General features: G+C 69.5%; 21 protein-coding genes. 19 read left to right on the top strand and 2 right to left on the bottom strand.

Annotated elements, in window-relative coordinates:
* Nucleotides 1-43: 43 nt before the first annotated feature.
* From LTI14_RS08495 to LTI14_RS08480, 4 genes are all read left to right on the top strand, one after another.
* Nucleotides 44-1273, top strand: coding sequence for an FtsW/RodA/SpoVE family cell cycle protein (locus LTI14_RS08495; RefSeq protein WP_241476250.1), 1230 nt, complete (start codon nucleotides 44-46; stop codon nucleotides 1271-1273).
* A gap of 91 nt (nucleotides 1274-1364) precedes the next feature.
* On the top strand, nucleotides 1365-1568 hold the full coding sequence (locus LTI14_RS08490) for a hypothetical protein (RefSeq protein WP_241476249.1): 204 nt from the start codon (nucleotides 1365-1367) through the stop codon (nucleotides 1566-1568).
* Between the two features lie 331 nt (nucleotides 1569-1899).
* The gene (locus LTI14_RS08485) at nucleotides 1900-3234 is read left to right on the top strand and encodes a M20/M25/M40 family metallo-hydrolase (protein ID WP_446740382.1); all 1335 of its coding nucleotides are present in this window, start codon (nucleotides 1900-1902) and stop codon (nucleotides 3232-3234) included.
* 95 nt (nucleotides 3235-3329) lie between these two features.
* Complete coding sequence (locus tag LTI14_RS08480; RefSeq protein ID WP_241464512.1) at nucleotides 3330-4490, top strand: acyl-CoA dehydrogenase family protein; 1161 nt, start codon at nucleotides 3330-3332, stop codon at nucleotides 4488-4490.
* Nucleotides 4491-4580: 90 nt separating this feature from the next.
* On the opposite strand, the gene LTI14_RS08475 is transcribed toward LTI14_RS08480, so the two are convergent.
* Nucleotides 4581-4799 carry a DUF5703 family protein gene (locus tag LTI14_RS08475; protein WP_241476292.1) on the bottom strand — a complete coding sequence of 73 codons (219 nt, stop codon included), beginning with the start codon at nucleotides 4797-4799 and terminating at the stop codon, nucleotides 4581-4583.
* A gap of 143 nt (nucleotides 4800-4942) precedes the next feature.
* On the opposite strand from LTI14_RS08475, the gene LTI14_RS08470 reads away from it, so the two are divergent.
* From LTI14_RS08470 to mshC, 3 genes are all read left to right on the top strand, one after another.
* On the top strand, nucleotides 4943-5260 hold the full coding sequence (locus tag LTI14_RS08470; protein ID WP_241464513.1) for a primosomal protein: 318 nt from the start codon (nucleotides 4943-4945) through the stop codon (nucleotides 5258-5260).
* A 146-nt stretch (nucleotides 5261-5406) separates the two neighbouring features.
* Entirely contained in the window at nucleotides 5407-6234 is an 828-nt protein-coding gene (locus LTI14_RS08465) for an undecaprenyl-diphosphate phosphatase (RefSeq protein ID WP_241476248.1), read from the top strand.
* Nucleotides 6235-6338: 104 nt separating this feature from the next.
* Nucleotides 6339-7709 (top strand): cysteine--1-D-myo-inosityl 2-amino-2-deoxy-alpha-D-glucopyranoside ligase, encoded by a 1371-nt coding sequence (mshC, locus tag LTI14_RS08460; protein WP_241476247.1) that lies wholly within the window; start codon nucleotides 6339-6341, stop codon nucleotides 7707-7709.
* A 78-nt stretch (nucleotides 7710-7787) separates the two neighbouring features.
* Here the strand turns inward: mshC and LTI14_RS08455 are convergent, their stop codons facing one another.
* Nucleotides 7788-8771 (bottom strand): PAC2 family protein, encoded by a 984-nt coding sequence (locus LTI14_RS08455; protein WP_241469738.1) that lies wholly within the window; start codon nucleotides 8769-8771, stop codon nucleotides 7788-7790.
* Nucleotides 8772-8823: 52 nt separating this feature from the next.
* Here LTI14_RS08455 and LTI14_RS08450 point away from each other — a divergent pair, with 52 nt between their 5' ends.
* The 12 genes from LTI14_RS08450 (at nucleotide 8824) to tatC (ending at nucleotide 21747) form a co-directional block, all read left to right on the top strand.
* Complete coding sequence (locus tag LTI14_RS08450; protein ID WP_241464517.1) at nucleotides 8824-9573, top strand: HAD family hydrolase; 750 nt, start codon at nucleotides 8824-8826, stop codon at nucleotides 9571-9573.
* The gene (locus LTI14_RS08445; RefSeq protein WP_241469734.1) at nucleotides 9570-10328 is read left to right on the top strand and encodes a site-2 protease family protein; all 759 of its coding nucleotides are present in this window, start codon (nucleotides 9570-9572) and stop codon (nucleotides 10326-10328) included. Before LTI14_RS08450 ends, LTI14_RS08445 begins: the two co-directional genes overlap by 4 nt.
* 230 nt (nucleotides 10329-10558) lie before the next feature.
* Nucleotides 10559-11563 (top strand): tRNA (adenine-N1)-methyltransferase, encoded by a 1005-nt coding sequence (locus LTI14_RS08440; protein ID WP_241465074.1) that lies wholly within the window; start codon nucleotides 10559-10561, stop codon nucleotides 11561-11563.
* A complete protein-coding gene (gene arc, locus LTI14_RS08435; protein WP_241476246.1) occupies nucleotides 11556-13403 on the top strand; it encodes a proteasome ATPase in 1848 nt (615 codons plus the stop codon). Before LTI14_RS08440 ends, arc begins: the two co-directional genes overlap by 8 nt.
* The gene (gene dop, locus LTI14_RS08430; RefSeq protein WP_241476245.1) at nucleotides 13400-15139 is read left to right on the top strand and encodes a depupylase/deamidase Dop; all 1740 of its coding nucleotides are present in this window, start codon (nucleotides 13400-13402) and stop codon (nucleotides 15137-15139) included. Before arc ends, dop begins: the two co-directional genes overlap by 4 nt.
* A 10-nt stretch (nucleotides 15140-15149) precedes the next feature.
* Complete coding sequence (locus tag LTI14_RS08425; RefSeq protein ID WP_241464521.1) at nucleotides 15150-15350, top strand: ubiquitin-like protein Pup; 201 nt, start codon at nucleotides 15150-15152, stop codon at nucleotides 15348-15350.
* Between the two features lie 6 nt (nucleotides 15351-15356).
* Nucleotides 15357-16850: a Pup--protein ligase gene (gene pafA, locus LTI14_RS08420; RefSeq protein WP_241476244.1), complete on the top strand. Its 1494-nt coding sequence runs from the start codon at nucleotides 15357-15359 to the stop codon at nucleotides 16848-16850.
* 78 nt (nucleotides 16851-16928) lie between these two features.
* Nucleotides 16929-18062, top strand: coding sequence for an FKBP-type peptidyl-prolyl cis-trans isomerase (locus LTI14_RS08415; protein ID WP_241476243.1), 1134 nt, complete (start codon nucleotides 16929-16931; stop codon nucleotides 18060-18062).
* Nucleotides 18062-18466 carry an FKBP-type peptidyl-prolyl cis-trans isomerase gene (locus LTI14_RS08410; protein ID WP_241476242.1) on the top strand — a complete coding sequence of 135 codons (405 nt, stop codon included), beginning with the start codon at nucleotides 18062-18064 and terminating at the stop codon, nucleotides 18464-18466. Before LTI14_RS08415 ends, LTI14_RS08410 begins: the two co-directional genes overlap by 1 nt.
* Nucleotides 18467-18475: 9 nt before the next feature.
* Nucleotides 18476-20581 carry a helix-turn-helix transcriptional regulator gene (locus LTI14_RS08405; protein WP_241476241.1) on the top strand — a complete coding sequence of 702 codons (2106 nt, stop codon included), beginning with the start codon at nucleotides 18476-18478 and terminating at the stop codon, nucleotides 20579-20581.
* 36 nt (nucleotides 20582-20617) lie between these two features.
* Entirely contained in the window at nucleotides 20618-20938 is a 321-nt protein-coding gene (gene tatA, locus LTI14_RS08400) for a Sec-independent protein translocase subunit TatA (protein ID WP_241464526.1), read from the top strand.
* Between the two features lie 5 nt (nucleotides 20939-20943).
* On the top strand, nucleotides 20944-21747 hold the full coding sequence (gene tatC / locus LTI14_RS08395; RefSeq protein WP_241464527.1) for a twin-arginine translocase subunit TatC: 804 nt from the start codon (nucleotides 20944-20946) through the stop codon (nucleotides 21745-21747).
* Nucleotides 21748-21836: the final 89 nt, after the last annotated feature.

Here is a 21836-nt window from a genome sequence, read left to right as displayed (position 1 = left end):
TCATCTCGCCGACTTCGCCACGTGTTCAGAGACGGAGCAGCCGATGAAGCACCATGCCGAGGACGCTCCCTCGACGCCTCGGCGAGAACCGTCTGATGTCCGGTCCGCGGAGGAGCAGCACGGCTCGTCGTCGGTGATCGCAGCAGGAACCCCGCGCATCAACTACGCACTGATCCTCGGCTCCATCCTGGCGCTGACCGCTATCGGGCTCACCATGGTGTTCTCCACCACCGCGATCAACGCTTTCGGCGATGCCGAGGGCAGCACCGGCGTGTTCCGGGGTCAGGCAGAGTGGGCGGCGGTCGGGCTGCTGGGGATGATGTTGGTCTCCCGGGTCAGAGTGCAGCTCTTGGGGGCTCTCGGCTGGGTGCTCATGGCGCTGTCCTGCGTGCTGCTGGTGCTGATGGTCGTCACGCCGCTGGGTGTCGAAGCCGGCGGGAGCACCAATTGGATCCGGCTAGGCCCCATCACGGGTCAGCCCTCTGAGGTGGCGAAGCTCGCGCTGGTGCTCTGGGGCTCCGCTGTTCTCACCGGCAGAGCCACCGGCGACCGGAGGCTCCTTGACTGGCTGGTCCCGGTCGTGATGCCGGGTGCGCTCGTGGTGCTCACACTGGTCTGGATGGGCGGCGATCTCGGCACAAGTCTGATCATCATCTTGATCGTCGGGGCCCTGCTGTTCAGCGCTGGCATCGCCAAGCGATACCTCCTCATCACGGCGGGGGCCGCCCTGGCTGCGGTGGTCCTGCTGATGTGGACCACGCCGTACCGGATGATGCGGGTCTCTGCCTGGCTGCGCCTGAACTGTGATCATCCGCTCGGGCCCTGCCGGCAGTGGGAACAAGGCTTCTCTGCACTCACCTCAGGGGGCTTCTGGGGCGTCGGGCTGGGGGAGTCCCGGCACCGGTCTTCCCTCCCGGAGGCAGAGCATGACTTCATCTTCAGCATCCTCGGCGAGGAGCTCGGCCTGCTGGGCGCAGCGGTGGTGCTGGGACTCTTCGCGGTGCTGTTGCTGGGAATCCTCCGGGTGGTCGCCGCATCCCAAGACAGGTTCATCCGCCTCATCGGCACCGGCGTGGCTGTATGGATCGCCGGTCAGGCGTTCCTCAACATCGGCATGGTCACCGGTCTGCTTCCCGTGGTGGGGGTGCCGCTGCCCTTCATCTCTGCCGGTGGTTCCGCGCTGACCTGCGTCCTGCTCGGCGTCGGGGTGCTTCTGAACTTCGCGCAACGCCAACACCTCGACCGGCAGTCCGCACTCCGTTCCGCGCGGTGAGGGGCGCCGTCGGTTCGCCCGCTGGCCCAGCGCGGCCAGGCGTGCCGCCTCAGTGATTCGCCGCTGCCGCGTCGTGGGCCGCTTGGCCTGGGTGGACCGCGTCCTGACCGAGCTCAAGCCGCTCTTCGACTCCCTCGATGAGCTGCCGGCCCCCTTCACCGCCCAGGAGTCGGCAGCGATCAACCGGTATCTCCGCCTCGCGGCCCAGCAGCTGACCGAGTTCGCCGCGGGACTTGGCCATGATGATGACGAGGGTGTCAGACCAGAGCAGCCCAAGGCCCGATCCCGGCGTTGAGTGGCGGATTCTCCGACCATTCGACGCGGATCCTGGGGTGAACTACCCGGAGATTCCGCCCCTCAACGGGAAGGTTCGCCCCTCAACGGGGACGGAAGAGAAGTGTCAGCGCGGGGCGGTGCCTGCGCCGGGGTTGCCGGGGTTGCGGCCTGAACGGCTGCGCACGGTGCGGAAGACTTTGCGGCCGAGCCACATGAGGACTGTTCTGATGATCATCTCCGGAGCATAGCCGAGCCCCCACCCCGCCCAGCACACGCGAGCTGAACAGGGCCTGGGCAAGTCAGACTCGATAGGCTGATGGCAGAAGAATCCCAACCCCAGGAGACGCCCTGTGAGCATCGCCCCCGGCACGAATCCCGCAGATCCCGCCGCAGCAGCCGAGACCGAGGTCATCGACTTCTGCCGCGACCTGATCCGCTTCGACACCTCCAACTGGGGCGAGGGCAGGTCCAACGGGGAGCGCGAGGCCGCAGAATACTGCGCCGCGGTGATGCGTCAGGCTGGGCTGGTGCCGGAGATCTACGAATCCGCTCCGGGGCGCACCTCGGTGGTGGCCCGGATGAAGGGCGCCGACCCGGAGCTCGGCGCGCTGGTGGTGCACGGGCACCTCGACGTCGTCCCCGCCCAGGCGGAGGACTGGCAGGTCGACCCCTTCGCCGCGGAGATCCGTGACGGGATGATCTGGGGCCGCGGCGCTGTGGACATGAAGGACATGAACGCGATGATCCTCGCCGCGATGCTGCGGATGCACCGCGAGGGCCACCAGCCCCAGCGCGACCTGATCTTCGCCTTCTTCGCCGATGAGGAGGACAACGGCAGGTTCGGCGCGAAATGGATGGTCGAGCACCACCCCGAGGTCTTCGACGGGGCCACCGAGGCCATCAGCGAGGTCGGCGGGTTCTCCACCGACGTCGCCGGCCAGCGCGCCTACCTGATCCAGACCGGGGAGAAGGGGCTGCACTGGACCAAGATGACCGCCTCCGGCACCGCCGGGCACGGCTCGGCCGTCCACAGCGACAACGCCGTGGTCCGGCTCGGCGCGGCCGTGGCCGCCATCGGCGAATACGAATGGCCGCTGGACTACACCAAGACCACCCGGGCACTGATGGAGCAGCTCTCCGAGCTCACCGGGATCCCGTTCGACGAGAAGGACCCCTCGAAGCTGCTCGAGGCCACCGGCAGCGCCTCGAAGTTCATTTCCGCCACGCTGCGCAACACCTCCAACCCGACCCTGCTCGAGGGCGGCTACAAGCACAACGTGGTCCCCGGCTCCGCCTCCGCGCTGGTCGACGCGCGCACCCTCCCGGAGCAGGACGACCAGGTCGCCGCGAAGCTCAAGGAGCTGGCCGGGGAGAAGGTCAGCTTCGAGCTGCTCAACGGCGGGCCTTCGCTGGAGGTCCCCTTCTCCGGGCTGCTGGTCGAACAGATGGTCGCTTCGCTGAAGGCCGAGGACCCCGAGGCCGTGGTGCTGCCCTACATGCTCGGCGGCGGCACCGACAACAAGCACCTGGCCTCGCTGGGGATCTCCGGCTATGGCTTCGCCCCGCTGCAGCTCCCCGCCGACTTGGACTTCACCGGCATGTTCCACGGCGTGGACGAACGGGTCCCCACCGAGGCGCTGACCTTCGGCGTCCGCGTGCTGCACCGCTTCCTCGCCGTCCAGTAAGTACCGCAGCAGACGACCCCGGCGGACGGCCCTGAGCTGCGCGCCGGCACATCACCTTCCAAGCAACACCCGAGCCCCCACCGCAGGAGCGCACCATGGACCCCGTCACCACCGTGCTGAGCCCGGAGCTGCTGGCGCGCATCGCCGCCCGCGCCCCCGGATACGACGCCCGCAACGAGTTCTGCCACGAGGACCTCGCCGAGCTCACCGAGGCCGGGTACCTGCGGGCCATGGTCCCGGCGCAGATGGGCGGGCTCGACTGGGACCTGCCGACCCTCGTCGCCGCGCAGCGTCGGCTCGCGGCCGCCGCACCGGCCACGGCGCTCGCGGTGAACATGCACCACATCTGGGTGTCCGTGGCGCGCAGCATGGTCGCCGGCGGGCACGACGCCTTCGAGCAGGTGCTGAAGGAGGCCGCAGCCGGGGAGATCTTCGCCTTCGGCATCTCCGAGGCCGGCAACGACGCGGTGCTCTTCGACTCCACGACCCAGGCAGTCCTTGACGACGACGGCGCGGTCAGCTTCACCGGCACCAAGATCTTCACCACCTTGTCCCCGGTCTGGACCCGGCTGGGCCTCTTCGGCAAGGACACCGCCGCCACCGGGCAGGAGGGGGAGACCCCGCTGATCTTCGGGTTCCTCGAGCGCGAGGCCCCGGGCTGGCGCACCATCGAGAACTGGGACACCCTCGGGATGCGCGCCACCCAGTCCCACGCCACCGCCCTGGAAGGGGCCAGGATCCCGGCGGAGCGGATCGTGCGACGGCTCCCGGTGGGACCGAACCCGGACCCGCTGGTCTTCGCGATCTTCTCCTCGTTCCTGACCCTGCTCGCCGCGGTCTACACCGGGATCGGGGACCGCGCGCTGACCCTGGGCGCGGAGCTGGTGGCCCAGCGCCGCTCGCTGCTCAGCGGGGAGACCATGGACCGGGACCCCGACGCCCGGTACAAGCTGGCCGAGGCTCAGCTGGCCCAGCTGTCCCTGGATTCTCAGCTGCGCGGACTCGCCGCGGAGATCGAAGCCGGAGCCGAGCACGGCGCCTCCTGGTCGCCCCGGCTGGCGGCGCTACGCACCAGCGCCACGCGGACCGCGCGGAAGGTGCTGGACCTGGTCCTGGGAGTCAGCGGGGGAGCGCAGTACCACCGCGAGTCCGAGCTCAGCCGGCTCTACCGCGACGTGCTCGCCGGGATCCACCACCCCTCCGACGACGAATCGGCGCACCGGACGCTGGCGAACTACACCCTCGGCCCGCTCTGAGCCGCCCCCTCTGGCAGGCCTGTGCTGACCGGCCCGCGGAGACCGTCCTGCGCTGAGCCGACCTCCGGGCCGCGTCACCACCTGCCTGCCCTACAGCGTGCGCTGGACCCGCATCACCCGGCGGCGCAGCCAGTATCGACGCATTCCGCCGGTATAGATCATGGAGCGGCGCAGCTCCCATTTGCCGTACTCCGCGTGGTCGGTGACCCGGCGGCGACCCTCTTTCAGCGACTCCTGCGGCTGGCAGGTGATGACCATGTATTCCCAGGTGGGGCCGGCGTCGTCGGTCGTGGTGTAGAGCTCGGCCATGGGCTGGGACCACCAGTTCTGCTGGGTCATCAGAGGTTCACCGTCACTTTCGTGGAGGAGCTTCAGCCTACGTCGGACAGAGTCTCGATCCGAGGTCTCAACCAGGACTTACCGAAGTGGTGTCTCGTTGGTACGGTGAGCATATGACTATGGATCCTCGCGTGGCACTCAACGCGCTGACGAACGCTCTCGAAGAGCACCTCTCCGCCTCGCTGAACCGCCGTGGGAATGAGGATCCGGCAGTGGAGTCCGCGTTCTACGAGATCTCCGACGCCTTCGAAGCCTACGAAGACGCGCTCTTCGCCGCCAGCGGCGAGGTCACCCCGCTGGACCTCTACGACGAGGACGACAGCGACGATGACGGCGACGATGACAGCGACGACGAGCTCGAAGAAGAAGAAGACGACGATGAGGACGACGACGGCGAGGCAGAGGTCTACGAGGAGGACGAGGAGCGCTAGGCGCTCAGCGACTCCAGCAGACCCAGCACCCCCCGTCCTCTCCCAGAGCATCTCCAGAGGTCTTTCAGCGGGTTCACAGCCCCGCGTGATCTTCGCCACTGTGGTCGGTCACCGGCAAGCAGACTCCGATGCTCTAAGCTCGGCCTGTGCAGTGGATAGAAGCAATCATTCTTGGCCTGGTGCAGGGCCTCACCGAGTTCCTCCCCATCTCATCCTCCGCGCACCTGCGGATCGTGGGGGAGTTCCTGCCTGGCGCCGCTGACCCCGGCGCGGCGTTCACCGCGATCACCCAGCTCGGCACCGAATTCGCGGTGCTGGTCTATTTCTGGCGTGACATCGTGCGGATCGTGAAGGCCTGGTTCGCCGCCCTGATGGGCAAGCTGCCCCATTCCGACGCCGATGTGCGGATGGGCTGGCTCATCATCGTGGGCACCATCCCGATCGTCGTGCTCGGGCTGCTCCTCGAGGACATGATCGAATCGGTCTTCCGCACGCTCTGGCTCACTGCGACGATGCTGGTGATCTTCGGCGTGCTCCTGGCCTTCGCCGACGCCTACGGCAAGCAGCGCAAACCGCTGGATCAGCTCAGCATCCGGGACGGTATCATCTTCGGCTTCGCCCAGGCCATGGCGCTGATCCCCGGGGTCTCCCGCTCCGGCGGCACGATCACCGCGGGTCTGCTGATGGGCTACACCCGTGAGGCCGCCGCCCGGTATTCCTTCCTGCTGGCGATCCCGGCGGTCTTCGGCTCCGGGTTCTACAAGCTCTTCGGCTCGCTGGGGGAGCAGACCGGCCCCTACACGATGGGTCAGACCATGGTCGCGACGGTCGTCGGGTTCTTCGTGGCCTATCTGATCATCGGCTGGTTCCTCAAATACGTCTCCACGAACTCTTACACCTTGTTCGTGAACTACCGGATTCTGCTGGGCCTGTTCGTGTACGTCATGCTGGGCCTCGGAATCATCAACGCCTGATCGGCGTTCAGTCAATAACGACTCTCTTCCCGGCAGCGGGTTCCGCGGCGGCTCAACGCTGCCGATCACCTGCCGGGCTGCCCCACTGGTGAAAGGACCTCTGCGTGAAATCGTGGACCTCCCCGGACGTGCCCACCCTGCCTGCGCTGCCGGAGACCCTGCAGCTGCACGACACCTCGGCGGACGCTCTGGTCCCGGTGGAGTCCACCGACGGCGTGGGGTCCCTCTACGTCTGCGGCATCACCCCCTATGACGCCACGCACCTGGGCCACGCGAATACCTACGTCCAGTTCGACCTGCTGGTGCGCTATTGGCGCGCCGCCGGACTGCGCGTGAACTATGTGCAGAACGTCACCGACATCGACGACCCGCTGCTGGAGCGCGCCACCGCCACCGGCGTGGACTGGTTCGAACTCGCCAAGGAGCAGACCGAGCTCTTCCGTGAGGACATGGCCGCCCTGGGCGTGATCGCCCCCGACACCTATCTGGGCGCGGTGGAGACCATCCCGGTGGTCGCCCACGACGTGGCCCAGCTGGTCGAGCTCGGCATGGGCTACCCGGTGCCGGTGCCGCTGGAGGAGCTGGCCGACGGCGTGACTCCCGGTGAGCCGGAATCCTTCGACATCTACTTCGACACCACGGCGGCCCAGGCCACCACCCCGTGGACGCTGGGCAGCATCGGCCACTACGACCGCGCCGAGATGGAAGAGCTCTTCCCGCAGCGCGGCGGAGACCCCGAACGGGTCGGCAAGCGCGACCCGCTGGATCCGCTGCTGTGGCGTGCGCGCCGCAACGCCGAGCCGCACTGGGACGGTCAGAGCCTCGGCCAGGGCCGCCCCGGCTGGCACATCGAATGCTCGGTGATCGCCCGCCGCCACCTGCCCGCGCCGTTCATGGTCCAGGGCGGCGGCTCCGACCTGCGCTTCCCGCACCACGAGTTCAGCGCCGCCCACGCCACCGCCGCCGACGGCGTGGCGCTGGCCCAGACCTACCTGCACGCCGGGATGGTCGGCCTCGACGGAGAGAAGATGTCGAAGTCCAAGGGCAACCTGGTGCTCTCCTCCCGGATGCGCGCCGAAGGGGTCGACCCGCAGGTGATCCGCACGCTGCTGCTCAGCCACCACTACCGCGCGGAGTGGAACTACACGCCCGACCTGCTCGACGCCGCGGCGCAGCGCTGGGAGCGCTGGAACGCCGCGCTGGACGCGGCTCCGGAGACCGACGGCTACGGCGAGCTCGGCACCGCCGGCGCCGTGCCCGAGGATCTGCAGCACGCGCTGCACTCGGCCCTCTCACAGAACCTCAACGCTCCGGCGGCCCTGGACACCCTCGACATGTGGGCCACCGGCCAGCTCGCCGGCCGCACCAGCCGGGCGCGGGTCATCGCGGTGGTCAAGGCGCTGCTGGGCATCGAGCTCCAGGAAGCGACTCCCGCGCACAGCGGACATGCCACCAAGGCCAAGACCGCCGGCTGACGACGCCGGCCAAGCCGGTAGGCGCCGGCCAAGCCGGTAGGCGCCGGCCAAGACCGCCGGCTGAAGCGTCTGACGCGATCAGCCCTCGGGGCGCTTGCGGCGGCGCAGGTAGCGTTCGAACTCCTGCGCGATGGCCTCGCCGCTGGCCTCAGGCAGATTCGTGGTGTCGGTGGCCTCTTCAAGACGCTTGACGTAGTCAGCGATCTCGGCGTCCTCCTCGGCCAGATCATCGACCCCGCGCTCCCAGGCCTCGGCATCCTCGACGACCTCGCTCTCATCGAGGGTCAGCCCGAGCAGATCCTCGAGCTCCCGCATGATCGCCAGCTGCGCCTTCGGTGAGGGCGCCTGACCCACATAGTGCGGAATCGCCGCCCAGAGCGAGACGGCGGGAAGCCCGGCCTGAGCCGCCGTGTGCGCGAGCACCCCGACGATCCCGGTGGGACCCTCATAGGTGGGCTCATCGATGTCCAGGATCTCCTGCAGCGCGACGTCCTCGCTGGAGAGCGAGGCCGGGATCGGGCGGGTGTGCGGCACATCGGCCAGCAGCGCGCCGACCAGGATGATCCCGGAGACGTCGTTCTCCGCGGCGCGGGTCAGCAGATCTGCGGTGAAGGCCTGCCAGCGGAAGCTCGGCTCCACGCCGTGGACCAGCAGCAGATCCACCGCCGCCCGGGCCGGTCTGGCCCGGTAGATCTTGGTGGAGGGCCAGATGATCTCCCGGTGCCCCCCGGAGCTGCGCACCTTGGGCCGGGAGAACTGGTAGTCGTAGTACCCCTCGTCGTCGACCTTGCCGACCAGTTCGGCGCCGCAGGCCTGTCCCACCGCGCGCACCGCGGAGGAGGCGGCCGCGCCGGCGTCGTTCCACCCCTCGAAGGCCATCACCATCACGGTGGGCCGCGAGCGGGGAGCTTCACCTTCGCCGGTGACCGCGGCGGTCTGGTTGGCGCGCAGGTGCTCGGCGAAGCGCTGCGCGAAGCCTTCGGGCAGCGCGGATTCTCCGGCCGCCTGGGGTTCGCCGGAGTCCTCGGGGGAGGAGTCCTGAGGCGCTGTCTCGTCGCTCACGCTTCTCACACTATCCCCCTGGTGATCCCACGGGAAGCGTACGATTGAGCCCATGCCTTCGACCTCTTCTGCCACTGTTCAGCACCAGACCTCCGGTGCTTCCGCCGCCCCTGAGGCGCTCTCCGGGGAGCTTCAGGCCGTGTTCTGGGACATGGACGGCACGCTGGTGGACACCGAGCCGTATTGGATCTGGGAGCAGCGCGCCCTGGTCGAGGCCCACGGCGGCACCTGGTCCCAGGAACAGGCGCACGGGCTGGTCGGGCAGGCGCTGAGCTACAGCGCCCTGATGCTGCGCGAGGCCGGGGTGGACATGACGGTGCGCGAGATCATCGACCACCTCATCACCCGGGTCGCGGAGCGCGCCGTCGCCGAGATGCCCTGGCGTCCCGGAGCCCGCGAGCTGCTCGCGGAACTCAGCGCCGCCGGAGTGCGCTGCGCCCTGGTCACGATGAGCGAGAAGCCGCTGGCCGAGGCGATCGTCGCCGCGCTTCCGGCGGGGCAGCTGGAGTTCATCGTCAGCGGGGACATGGTCAGCCGCGGCAAGCCGGATCCGGAGGCCTATCAGCAGGCGTTCACCAGGATGTCCGGCGACCACGGACAGCGCAGCGGGGAGCCGCTGCAGATGAGCCGCTGCATCGCGATCGAGGACTCGGTCCCCGGGGTCACCGCCGCCTCTGACTCCGGACTGGTCACCATCGCGGTCCCGCACTACACCCCGATCCCCGCGGATGCGCGCTGGCAGACCCTTGACGGGCTGGCGGGCGTGAGCGCGGCAGACCTCGAACGGCTCCTGGCCCGATGACCGCAAGCCCCGGCAGACGGCGCAAGAAGGCGACGACCCGGGTGCGGATCGCCGGCATCCCGGTGCGGTTCCGCGCCTCCTGGTTCCTGGTCAGCGCCGTCATCGTGGTGCTCTTCGGACCCCAGGTGCAGCGGATCTTCCCTGAGCTGGGCGTCCTGGCCTACCTGGTGGCGCTGGGCTACGCGGTGCTGCTGATGTTCTCGGTGCTGGCCCATGAGCTCGCCCACGCGCTGGCCGCGCGCTCCTTCGGCTGGCCCGCCACCGAGATCGAGCTCAACCTCTGGGGCGGACACACCGAGTTCCTGGCCCACCGCGCCACACCGTCGAAGTCTCTCGCGGTCTCCCTGGCCGGCCCCGCCGCCAACCTGGTCATCGCCGGACTCGGCTTCTACCTCTCCGGCGCGCTCGAGCTCACCGGGGTCACCGCCATGCTGGTCCAGGTCACCGTGCTGGTGAACTTCTTCGTCGGGATCTTCAACCTGCTCCCCGGGCTGCCGCTGGACGGCGGACGGATCGTGGAGTCCGCAGTCTGGGCCGCCACCGGCGACCAGGACCGCGGCATGCGCGCCGCCGGATGGGCCGGGCGCCTCGTCGTCGTCGCGCTGCTTGTCGGACTGGCCGTCGTGGTGATCACCGGGGTGCGCGAGGTGAGCCTGGTCGTCGTCGTGGTGGCGGTGATGGTCAGCTTCTTCATCTGGCAGGGCGCCTCGGAGAACGTGCGGGTGGCCAATGCGCGGCTGAAACGGCCGCGCTGAGCTTCAGCTCCGCTGGCGCCGACCACGACTGCTGCCTCCGGGTCCGATGGGGGATCGCTCCGCGCTGATGGCCAGGCCGTGACAGGGATAGGCTGAACGCAGACGATACGTCCGCCCGGACCGGATCATGGTCGGCGGAGCCGCAGCACCTCAGAGAGCGAGATTCAGTGACCACGAGCACCTCCGGCGAGTCCCCGGCGACGACCCCCTCCGGTCCCATCGGGGCCCATATGCGCTCGGGTCCGCTGCGCGCGGGCCAGCGCGTGCAGCTCACCGACCGCAAGGGCCGGCCCAGCACCATCACGCTGCAGCCCGGCGGGGAATGGCACACCCACCAGGGCGTGCTGCGCCACGATCTGCTCATCGGCGCCAGCGAAGGCATCCTGGTGGCCAACGACGCCGGCCACGAGTACCAGGTGCTGCGCCCGCTGCTCAACGACTTCGTGCTCTCGATGCCGCGCGGCGCCACCGTGGTCTACCCCAAGGACTCCGCCCAGATCGTCCAGGTCGCCGACATCTTCCCCGGCGCCCGCGTGGTCGAGGCCGGCGTGGGCTCCGGCGCCCTGTCCATCTCGCTGCTGCGCGCGGTGGGGGAGAGCGGGGTGCTGCACTCGTTCGAGCGGCGCGAGGACTTCAAGGACATCGCCGTGGGCAACGTCGAGGCGTTCTTCGGTGAATCCCACCCCGGCTGGGAGGTCTACCTCGGCGACATGCAGGAGGAGGTCCTCACCGTGGAGGAGCCCGGAAGCGTGGACCGGGTGGTGCTGGACATGCTCGCCCCCTGGGAGTGCCTGGACGCGGTGAAGACCGTGCTAGCGCCCGGCGGCGTCTGGGTCAGCTACGTCGCCTCGGTGACCCAGCTGTCCCGGCTGGCCGAAGAGATCCGCTCCTCAGAAGGCTTCACCGAGCCCGAGGCGCACGAGACCATGCTGCGCACCTGGCACCTCGACGGCCTCGCCGTGCGCCCCGATCACCGGATGGTCGCCCACACCGGCTTCCTGCTCTCGGCCCGTCGGCTCGCCGACGACCAGACCCCGCTCCAGCTGAAGAAGCGCGAGAAGGTCTCCGTGGTCAGCGAGGAGGACCACGCCGCCTGGCCGGCCAACGACCCCGACGTCGTCTGGGACGAGGCCAGCCTGAAGACCCGGACCGTCTCCGGGAAGAAGGCCCGCAAGGCTGCGGCCTATTCACAGAAGATCGCCGCCCAGGCCAAGGAGGTGTTCACCCGTGAGTGAGCAGACAGGCAACGAGCGAAACACCGAGCACAGCACCGAGCGCCACCCGGCACGGACCCCTGACCCGGAGCCCGCGCAGAACCCGGCGCAGACCCGAGAGGCGCAGCTGCAGCAGGAGCGGCTCGCCCAGGCGCACCGCCAGCTGGACACGCTGCGCAGCCGCTCCAAGCAGCTCGAGGCGCAGCTGCAGAGCGCCGGGCGGAACAACCAGCGGATGACCGACCTGCTGGAGACCACCCGCAACGAGATCTCCCAGCTGCGCAACGCGCTGCAGGCCGACGGTCAGGCGCCGTTCACCTTCGGCACGGTCATCGGCTACCGCCCCGAACACCCCCAGGCCGAGGGCCGCGAGATCCAGGCCACCACGGTGGCCGGGGTCGACATCCTCCAGGCCGGACGCAAGCTCCGGGTCAGCCTGTCCCCGCTGATCAGCCCGGACCAGCTGCAGGCCGGCGACGAGGTGCTGCTGAACGAGAACTTCACCATCGTGGCGATCCTCGGCGCCGAGCGCACCGGAGAGCTCGCGAGGGTCAAAGAGGTGCTGCCCGATGCGCGGCTGGTGATCATCTCCCGCGGCGAGGACGAGCGGGTGGTCACCCTCACCGAGGCCGCCACCGCCCAGGCCCAGCGCGAAGGCCTGCACGGCGCCCGGGTCGGCGACGCCGTGATGGTGGACCTGCGCACCGGCACCGCCACCGAGATCGTGCCGCTCTCCGAGGTCGAAGACGTGGTGCTCGAAGAGTCACCGGACGTCTCCTACTCCGACATCGGCGGCCTCTCCGAGCAGATCGAAGCGATCCGCGACGCCGTGGAGCTGCCCTTCCTGCACGCCGACCTCTATCAGGAGCACGGGCTGCGCGCACCGAAGGGGATCCTGCTCTACGGGCCTCCCGGCTGCGGCAAGACCATGATCGCCAAGGCCGTGGCCAGCTCGCTGGCCGAGACCGGACAGGCGGCAGCCGACGACGCCGGCCAGCCCAGCCCCGGTCCGAGCAGGGGCGCGTTCTTCCTCAACATCAAGGGCCCCGAGCTGCTGAACAAGTACGTGGGCGAGACCGAGCGGCACATCCGGGTGATCTTCGCCCGGGCCCGCGAACGGGCCTCCGCCGGGCAGCCGGTGGTGGTGTTCTTCGATGAGATGGAGGCGCTCTTCCGCACCCGCGGCTCAGGGGTCTCCTCCGACGTGGAGACCACCATCGTCCCGCAGCTCCTCGCCGAGATCGACGGGGTGGAATCGTTGGAGAACGTCATCGTCATCGGCGCCTCCAACCGCGAAGACATGATCGACCCGGCCATCCTGCGCCCCGGACGCCTCGACGTGAAGATCCGGGTCCAGCGCCCCGGCCGGGAGGGTGCCGGGGAGATCCTGGGCATCCACCTCGGCGGAGCAGTCCCGCTGCACGCCGACCTGCTCGCCGCCCACGGTGACCGCGGCGCCGCCGTCGCCGCCCTGGTCGACGCGCTGCTGGACCGGCTGTTCCCCCGGACGCGCAAGGCCCGGCTGCGCCTGATCCACGCGGACGGCACCCACACCGCGTTCCAGGCGGCGGACTTCATGTCCGGGGCGGTGCTCAGCAACATCGTTGACCGGGCGAAGAAGGCCGCGATCAAGGACTTCCTGCGCGCCGGCACCGACCCGGCGCAGAAGGGCCTCACCCTGGAACATCTGCTCGCCGCCGCCGAGGAGGAGCTGCGCGACCAGGAGGACCTGGTCAACACCGCAGATCCGCAGGCCTGGGCTCGGGTGGTCGGCGCCTCGACCTCCCCGGTGGTCCGGATCGAACGGCCCGGCGAGGCGGCAGCCGCCGCACACACCGGAGCCCCCGAGGTGCAGGGATGACCGTGCGCCGGCTGATCGGGATGGAGACCGAATACGGGATCCACGCCCCGGCCAACCCGCGCGCCAGCCACATCGCGCTGTCCATCGAACTGGTCAACGCCTACGCCGCCCACATCACCGAGTCCGGCGGTGCGGTGGCCGGCACCGAATGGGACTACCAGTCCGAATCCCCGCTGGTCGACGCCCGCGGCTGGGTGCTCCCGCGCTCCGCCGCGCACCCCTCCCAGCTCACCGACACCGGGGAGGCGCTGGCCCATGCCAGCCACGACGACGCGCTCACCCACGCCACCGAGCAGGAAGCGGGCCAGGGCCCGGTGCGCGATGCGCTGGGCAACGTCAGTGGAGGAGACCCCAGCCCGGCCGACCTCGCCGGGTCCTTCCACGCCCCCGGCTCACCGCACTGGCGAGGCGAGTTCTTCCAGGCCGATGAGGGCGCCCCGAAGCTGCTGATGAACCTGGTCCTGGGCAACGGGGCCCGGTTCTACGTGGACCACGCCCACCCCGAATACTCCTCACCCGAGGCCATCGGCGCCCGCCGGGCGGTGCTCTACGACGTGGCCGGAGACCGGGTGGCGCTCGCCGCCGCCCGCCGGCTGAGCCAGGAGCAGCACGCCCCGCAGGTGCTGCTGTATAAGAACAACACCGACAACAAGTCCGTGTCCTACGGCGCCCACGAGAACTACCTGGTGCCGCGCAGCGTGGACTTCGACGCCCTCGTGGCAGGGCTGCTGCCGTTCTTCGCGACCCGGCAGGTCCTCTGCGGCGCCGGGCGGGTGGGGATCGGACAGACCAGCGCTCAGGCCGGCTATCAGATCTCCCAGCGTGCCGACTTCTTCGAGGAGCAGGTCGGACTCGAGACCACGGTCCGCCGCCCGATCATCAACACCCGCGACGAGCCCCACGCCGATCACGACCGGTTCCGCCGGCTCCATGTGATCATCGGCGACGCGAACATGAGCGAGTACTCCGCCTGGATGCGGGTGGGCAGCACCGCGCTGGTGCTGGACCTGATCGAATCCGGCCGAGCCCCGGAGCTGACGCTCACCGACCCGGTGGCCGCGCTGAAGACGATCTCCCATGACCCCAGCCTCACCGTCACGGTGCCGACCTCCCGCGGGGAGCTGACCGCGGTGCAGATCCAGCAGCTCTATCTGCAGGCCGCTCTGGACTGGGAGCGGGAGAAGACCCCGCCGCCTGGCACCCACACGGTCCCGGACACCGAGACCGCCGAGGTGCTCGAGGCCTGGGAAGAGCTGCTGCAGGACCTGGGCACCGATCTCTACTCCGCCGCGGACCGGGTGGACTGGATCGCGAAGCTGACCCTGCTGGAGTCCTACCGCCGCCGCGATGGCCTGGCCTGGGACGCCCCGCTGCTGGGCATGGTGGATCTGCAGTATGCCGATCTGCGCCCGGAGAAGGGCCTCTATTACAAGCTGGCCCGCGCCGGCCGGATGCGCCGTCTCTTCACCGACCACCAGATCGCCTGGGCCTCAGAGCACCCGCCCGAGGAGACCCGCGCCTGGCTGCGCGGCCAGCTGGTGAGCGACCACGCCGACGTCGTCGTCGGTGCCAGCTGGGACCAGATCCTGCTGCGCGCTGATGACGTCTCCCCGGTGGTGCGCCTGGGACTGCCGGACCCCTATGCCGGGACCCGCGCGGCGGCGGAGAATACACTTGTCAGCGCGGCGACCCCTGAGGACCTCATCACTGGACTCCAGCGGCTGCTGGGTCAATAAAGGAGACACCATGTCCACACAACCGCAGAAGCGCCCGCAGGGCGGCAACGACGACGGCGCAGCGCCCGAGGCCGCAGCCACGGCCGGCGCCAACGCGCAGGCGCAGAAACGCGCAGGCGAGCTCGACAGCCTGCTCGACGAGATCGATTCGGTGCTGGAGTCCAACGCCGAGGAGTTCGTCAAGGGCTTCGTGCAGAAGGGCGGCGAGTAGGCCTCCATGGATCGGCGCGTCATCGGGGTCGAGACCGAGTTCGGCATCACCCACACCGGCGGCACCCACCGCGGCCTGCCCCCGGACGAGGTGGCCCGCTACCTCTTCCGCCCGGTGCTGCGCTGGGGGAGAAGCTCCAACGTCTTCATCCCCAACGCCTCCCGGCTCTACCTCGACGTCGGCTCACACCCGGAATATGCCACCGCCGAATGTGATGACCTGCTGGATCTGATCGCCTCCGACCGCGCCGGCGAGCTGATCATGCATGACCTGGCCCAGCGCGCCGAAGCGGCGATGGCCCAGGACGGCTTCGACGGCAGCGTCTACCTGCTGAAGAACAACGTGGACTCCCAGGGCAACTCCTATGGCAGCCACGAGAACTACCTGATCCCGCGCACCACTCACTTCCGTCGGCTCTCCACCATCCTGCTGCCCTTCCTGGTCACCCGGCAGATCATGGTCGGCGCCGGACGGCTGGCTCCGGCCACCGACGAGAGCGACCCCCATTACGCGTTCTCCCAGCGCGCAGACCACATGTGGGAGGGCATCTCCTCGGCCACCACCCGGTCCCGGCCGATCATCAACACCCGCGACGAGCCGCACTCCGACGCCGCCGTGCACCGCCGGCTGCACGTGATCGTGGGCGACTCCAACATGTCCGAGACCACCAGCCTGCTCCGCTACGGCGCCACCGACCTGGTGCTGCGCATGGTCGAGTCCGGGGTCCCGGTGGGGGACTTCGAGCTGGAGAACCCGATCAGCGCGATCCGGCACATCAGTCACGACATCACCGGTCAGGCCGCCGTGAAGATCCGCAACGGAGGCGAGCAGACCGCGGTGGACATCCAGGCCCGGCTGCTGGACCGGGCGCGGCGCTTCGTCCGGGAGAACGGCGCCCATCACGAGCGGGTCGAGCAGATCTTCGAACTCTGGGAACGCACCCTGCAGGCGGTGGCCAGCGGTCAGCACGCGCCGATCGAGCGCGACATCGACTGGGCGATCAAGAAGCGGCTGCTCACCGACGTCGCCGAACGCGGCAGCCTCCCGATGAGCCACCCGAAGCTGGAACAGCTCGACATGGCCTATCACGACGTCCACCCCACGCGCGGGGTGTTCAACCTGCTCGCCGCCCACGGGCGAGCCAGCACCCAGCTTCAGCCGGAGCGGATCCAGCGCGCCATCGTGGACCCCCCGGCCACCACTCGCGCCGCGCTGCGCGGACGCTTCCTCTCCACCGCCCGGGCCATGGGCGCCGAACACACCGTGGACTGGGTGCACCACAAGCTGGTGGACCGCCCGCTGGACGCGCTGATGCTCAAAGACCCGCTCAGCGCAGAGGATCCCCGGCTGGACACCCTGCTCGGTCGGCTCGGTGAACGGGTCGCGACATTGAGCGAGCAGACCCTGGATCAGCGCCGCGCCCAGGAGGTCCCGCTGGCCCTGAGCGAGCGCTACAAGCTGGGGCATCCCCAGGAGCTTGCTGAGCCTCCGCTGATCTGACGAACCAGGTGTCCGGCCTGTACAGTGCTGGGCAGGCCCAGACCTTGTCAGGTCGCCGTTCAAGCTGAAGGAAACACCGTGCATTCTTCGTTCCGCCGCACCAGCGTGGCTCTGTCCATCCCGGCAGTCCTGCTGCTCACGTCTTGCTCCGACGACGGTCTGGGTGACACCGACGCACTCTCCGGCGTGGACCTGCATTTCACCGATGAAGGCACCCCCGAGGTCATCCTGCGCAGCCCGCTGGAGCTCGAGGAGGAAGCCTCCCGGGTGCTCGACCGCGGCGACGGCGAAGACCTCGACGAGGAACAGATCCTGGAGGTCTCCCATGCTGTGGCCGACCCCAGCTCCGGAGAGATCCAGGAGGAGAGCTTCAGCGAGGGCAGCCCCTCGATGATCTACCTGCCGCAGATGCAGGAGCAGAGCGAGTTCATCTACGACTCGCTCACCGACACCGACCTCACCGTCGGCTCTGAGATCGCGCTCTTCGAACCGGCCAACGCCGAGACCGGCGCCCAGGCCACGCTGCTGGTGTTGCGTGTGGAGGGCCAGTCCCCGGCCTTCGCCGAGGGCGAGGTCCAGGAGCAGGACGGCGAGCTGCCCGAGATCGAGAACGAAGAAGGCGTGCTCCCGGAGCTGAACGGCGGCAACGACGGCGAGGAGCCCGAGGAGGTCAGCACCGAGGTGCTCATCCAGGGCGACGGCGACGAGGTGGCCGCCGACGACCAGGTCGTCGTGCGCTACTCCGGCTGGAAGTGGTCCGACGGCGAGCTCTTCGACTCGAACTGGCCCCAGGACGACGAAGAGCCCGACGCAGGTCCGGCAGGCTTCCCGCTGAGCAGCCTGGTCCCCGGCTGGGCCGAGGGTCTCGAGGGCGAGCAGGTCGGCTCCCGCGTGCTGCTGGTCATCCCGCCGGAGTCCGGCTACGGAGAGAGCGACGAGGACGCCGAAGAGGGCGCCGAGCACGAGCTCGCCGGCGAGACCCTGATCTTCGTGGTCGACCTGATCGCCTCCGCCGAAGCACCCCAGGCGGCACCCGCTCCCGAGGGGGGCCAGCCCGAGCTCTCCGAGGAAGACATCGAAGAGATGATCGAGCAGATGGAGGCCGAGCAGGGCGGTGCCGACGGCGCTGAAGGCGACGACGCCGGCAGCGACGATGCAGGCAACGATGATGACGCGAACACTGATGCAGAGAACGAAGAGGAGACCGACTGATGTCTTTCGGCCAGCGCAGCTATGACCGCACCCGCCCCGAGATCGACTTCCCCGGAGAGACCCCGCCCGAGGACCTCGTCATCGAGGAGCTCATCGCCGGCGGCGGACACCCCGTGGAGCCCGGCGATTCCATCTCCTGCCACTACGTGGGCGTCTCCTGGTCCACCGGCGAGGAGTTCGACGCCTCCTGGAACCGTGGCGAGACCCTCGACTTCACCGCCGGCATCGGCCAGGTCATCCAGGGCTGGGACCAGGGCCTGATCGGGATGAAGGAGGGCGCACGGCGCCGCTTCGAGATCCCGCCGCACCTGGCCTACGGCGAGCAGGGCGCCGGCGCCGCCATCGGCGCGAACGAGACCCTGATCTTCGTGGTGGACCTGGTCAGCGTCCGCAAGGCCTCCTGATCCGCCACGGTGACTGAGAAGATCGACGGCGAGACGGCGCCGCCCGCGACGGATGCGCAAGATCTCCAGGCGGGCGGGGAGGAGCAGGACGTCTACGCCGACTATGGCGTGGCGCGCGCCTTCTCGCTGGCCGCGAGCATCCTCGACGCCGGTCAGGGCGGACTGACCAAGGCGGAGATCCGCGACCGGGTCGAGCACTACCGCAGCCAGTCCGAGGAGCAGTCTCAGGACGCCTGGGAACGGCTCTTCAGCCGTGACAAGGACCATCTGCGCAGCTGCGGCATCGCCATCGAAGAGCCCGCCGCGGACCGCGAGGACTACCGCTACCGGATCGACCCGGCCGACTACGGCCTGCCGCCGCTGCCGCTGAGCGAGACCGAGACCCTGGTGCTCTCCCGCGCCACCCAGCTCTGGGCCGGCAGCCGCACCCGCTCCTGGCTGGAGCAGGCCAGCTGGGCGCTTGCCGGACCAGGCGAGCCCCCGCCGTCGTCGTCCGCCTCGCCGAGCGTGACGCCCAGCTCGTCGTCGCCCGCGGCTGCACCAGCGCAGGCCTCCACCGCACTGAGCTTCAACCTGGGCAGCGACGAGGAGTTCGAACGGCTCACCGAGCTCGCCGCGCTCGAGCCGCGACAGCCGATCTGCTTCGACTACACCGGCAGGGGCGCTCAGCAGCCCGAGCCGCGCCGGGTGGTGCTGCTGGACTTCGCCGCCCGCGGCCACTGGTACCTGATCGGGCATGATCTCGACCGGGGCGCCCGCAGGACCTTCCGGCTGGACCGGGTGCACGGGCCCATCGGCCCGCTGCGCCCCGCACCGCAGCTGACCGAGCCGGACCGCGCCGCCATCGACGCGGCCGACGTCGGCGCCGCGCTGGACGGACTCGCCGGGGAAGAGGATCCGGCGCGGCTGCTGCGCGGAGCCCTCGAGGCCCATGAGGGCCCCGCCCCGAAGCCGCCCCGATTGGCGCCGGCCGCCGCGCCGCGCCGGGCCGATCCCGCCCACCGCAAGGTGGAGCGTGTGCTGGCCATGGCCGCCTATCTGCTCAGCGCCGACGGGGTGCGTCCGTCTGAGCTGCTGACACGACACCAGATCACGCCCAAGCAGCTGCTCAAGGACCTGCTCTCCATCCAGCAGTCCGGCAGCTTCGGCCCCGGACAGTACGGCGAGTTCATCGACATCCACCCCGCGCCGCCGCTGAACCTGGACGCCTTCACCCAGGACTACCTGGTGACCGACGCGCCGATCACCCTGGCGATGCCCTCCGCGCGCACCGGCGACGTCCTGGCACGCCCGCTGACGCTGACCAAGCCCGGCGCGCTCTCGCTGCTGATCGCGCTCAACACCATGATCAGCGCCGCGGACTCCGCGGCCGACGACACGGCCGCTGACGACACGGCCGCTGACGACACGGCCGCCGACGACACGGCCGCCGACGACACGGCCGCCACGGCCGCGGCCGACGCCGCCGCCGAGAGCTGGGTCTCCGCGGCCGAGTCCCTGCGCGGGAAGATCGCCCGCGTGCTCCCCGCGGGTCTGCAGGAGGCCGCGACCAAGGTGGCCGCCGGCGCCCAGGCGCGCGATGAATCCACCGCCGAACTGCGCGCCGCGGTGACGGGCGGCTGCTGCGTCGAGCTGCGCTATGAGGACGCCTCCGGGACCATCACCGAGCGGGTGGTCGAGCCGACGCACGTCTACATCGACGGCCCCCGCACCTATCTGCAGGCCTGGTGCCGCCTGGCGCAGGGACCACGGAACTTCCTCGGCTCACGCATCCGGGCGCAGCGCCCGCTGCCCGAGGAGCCGATCAGCGAGACCGCACGTCTGCTCGCCCAGTCCCCGGCGGAGCCGCCACGACCGCCGCAGGGCAGCGGAGCGTTCGACGTCGTCCTGCGCTTCTCCCCGGCCGCCGCCGCGCTGGCCGATCGCTATGCGCCGCAGCGTCAGCGCATCCAGCCCGACGGCGTCCGGATCATCAGCACCTGGTTCCAGAGCCGCGAGGCTCTGATCAGGCTCTGCCTGCAGCTCGGGGGAGATCTCACCGTCCTGGTCCCTGCCGAGATTCGCGAGAAGGTGACTATGCGGGCACGCGAGGAGCTGTCGGTCCTGTCTGAGTGATTGGCGTACGATTGGGCTCGAGGAAAGGAAGTCACTATGGGTATCCAAGGCTGGCAGTTCGCGATCATCGCACTGCTCATCATCCTGCTCTTCGGCGCCCCGAAGCTGCCGAAGCTGGCCAAGTCAGTGGGCCAGTCGATGCGCATCTTCAAGTCTGAGGTGCGCACCATGAGCGACGAATCCAAGCGGAACTCCTCTGATTCTGATTCCGAATCCCCGGACGTCTCCGCTGCGCCCAGCAGGGACCCGCGTGAAGATGAGCGCGCCCCCGTCGAGGGCCGGGTGCTCAACCCCAATGACCCCACCGCCGAGCAGGCCCGCCGCAATGAGCGGGAGCAGCGGGGAGACCACCGCTAAGCCGCATGGCCACATCGAAGAAGCGGCGGCGCGATCCCGAGCGCACGATGGCTCTGAAGGATCACCTCAGGGAACTGCGCAATCGCCTCATCAAGGCCGGCATCGGCATTCTGCTCGGGGCCATCGCCGGATTCTTCCTCTACGACTGGCTCTTCCGTCTGCTGGCTGAGCCTATCGTCGGCTATGAGGGGGAGGGCCGGCTCGCGGAGATCGCCTTCAACACCGTGGGCGGCCCGCTGGATCTGATGATCAGGCTCTCGCTCTTCGTGGGCGTCGTGATCTCCTCACCCATCTGGCTCTACCAGATCTGGGCCTTCATCATGCCGGGGCTGAAGAAGACCGAGAAGCGCTACGCCATCGGCTTCATCGCCGCCTCGGTGCCGCTCTTCCTCGGCGGGATCGTCGGCGCCTACAGCGTGCTGCCCCAGGCCATCGACTTCTTCTTCGCGCTGAACCCCGAAGGCACGTCGAACCTGATCAACCCCGACGTCTACTTCACCTTCGTGCTGCATCTGTTCCTGGCCTTCGGGCTGGCCATGGTGATCCCGGTGGTGCTGGTCGGGATCAACATGATGGGCCTGGTCACCGGCAGACAGGTGCTCAAGGCCTGGCGCGGGGTGGTGATGCTCATCGCGGTGGTCTCCGCGCTGGCAGCCCCGGGCGGCGACGCGGTGAGCATGTTCTTCATCGCCCTGCCGCTGACCGTGCTCTTCGGCGTCGCGATCCTGCTCTGCATGCTCAACGACCGCCGGCGCCGCAGACGCGAGGCCGCCGCCGAGTCCGAGATCGACGAGCTGCTGCTCGACTGAGCCGGGCCGCACGCCGCCCGCACCCCGCCCGAACGCCGCCCGCGCGCCCGCCCGCACCCCGCCCGAACACCGCCCGCGCGCCCGCCCCG

This window comes from Nesterenkonia sp. YGD6, assembly GCF_022565895.1.
Lineage (GTDB): Bacteria > Actinomycetota > Actinomycetes > Actinomycetales > Micrococcaceae > Nesterenkonia.
Note: the sequence above shows the minus strand (reverse complement) of the source record. Positions and strands in the feature narration are given on the sequence as shown.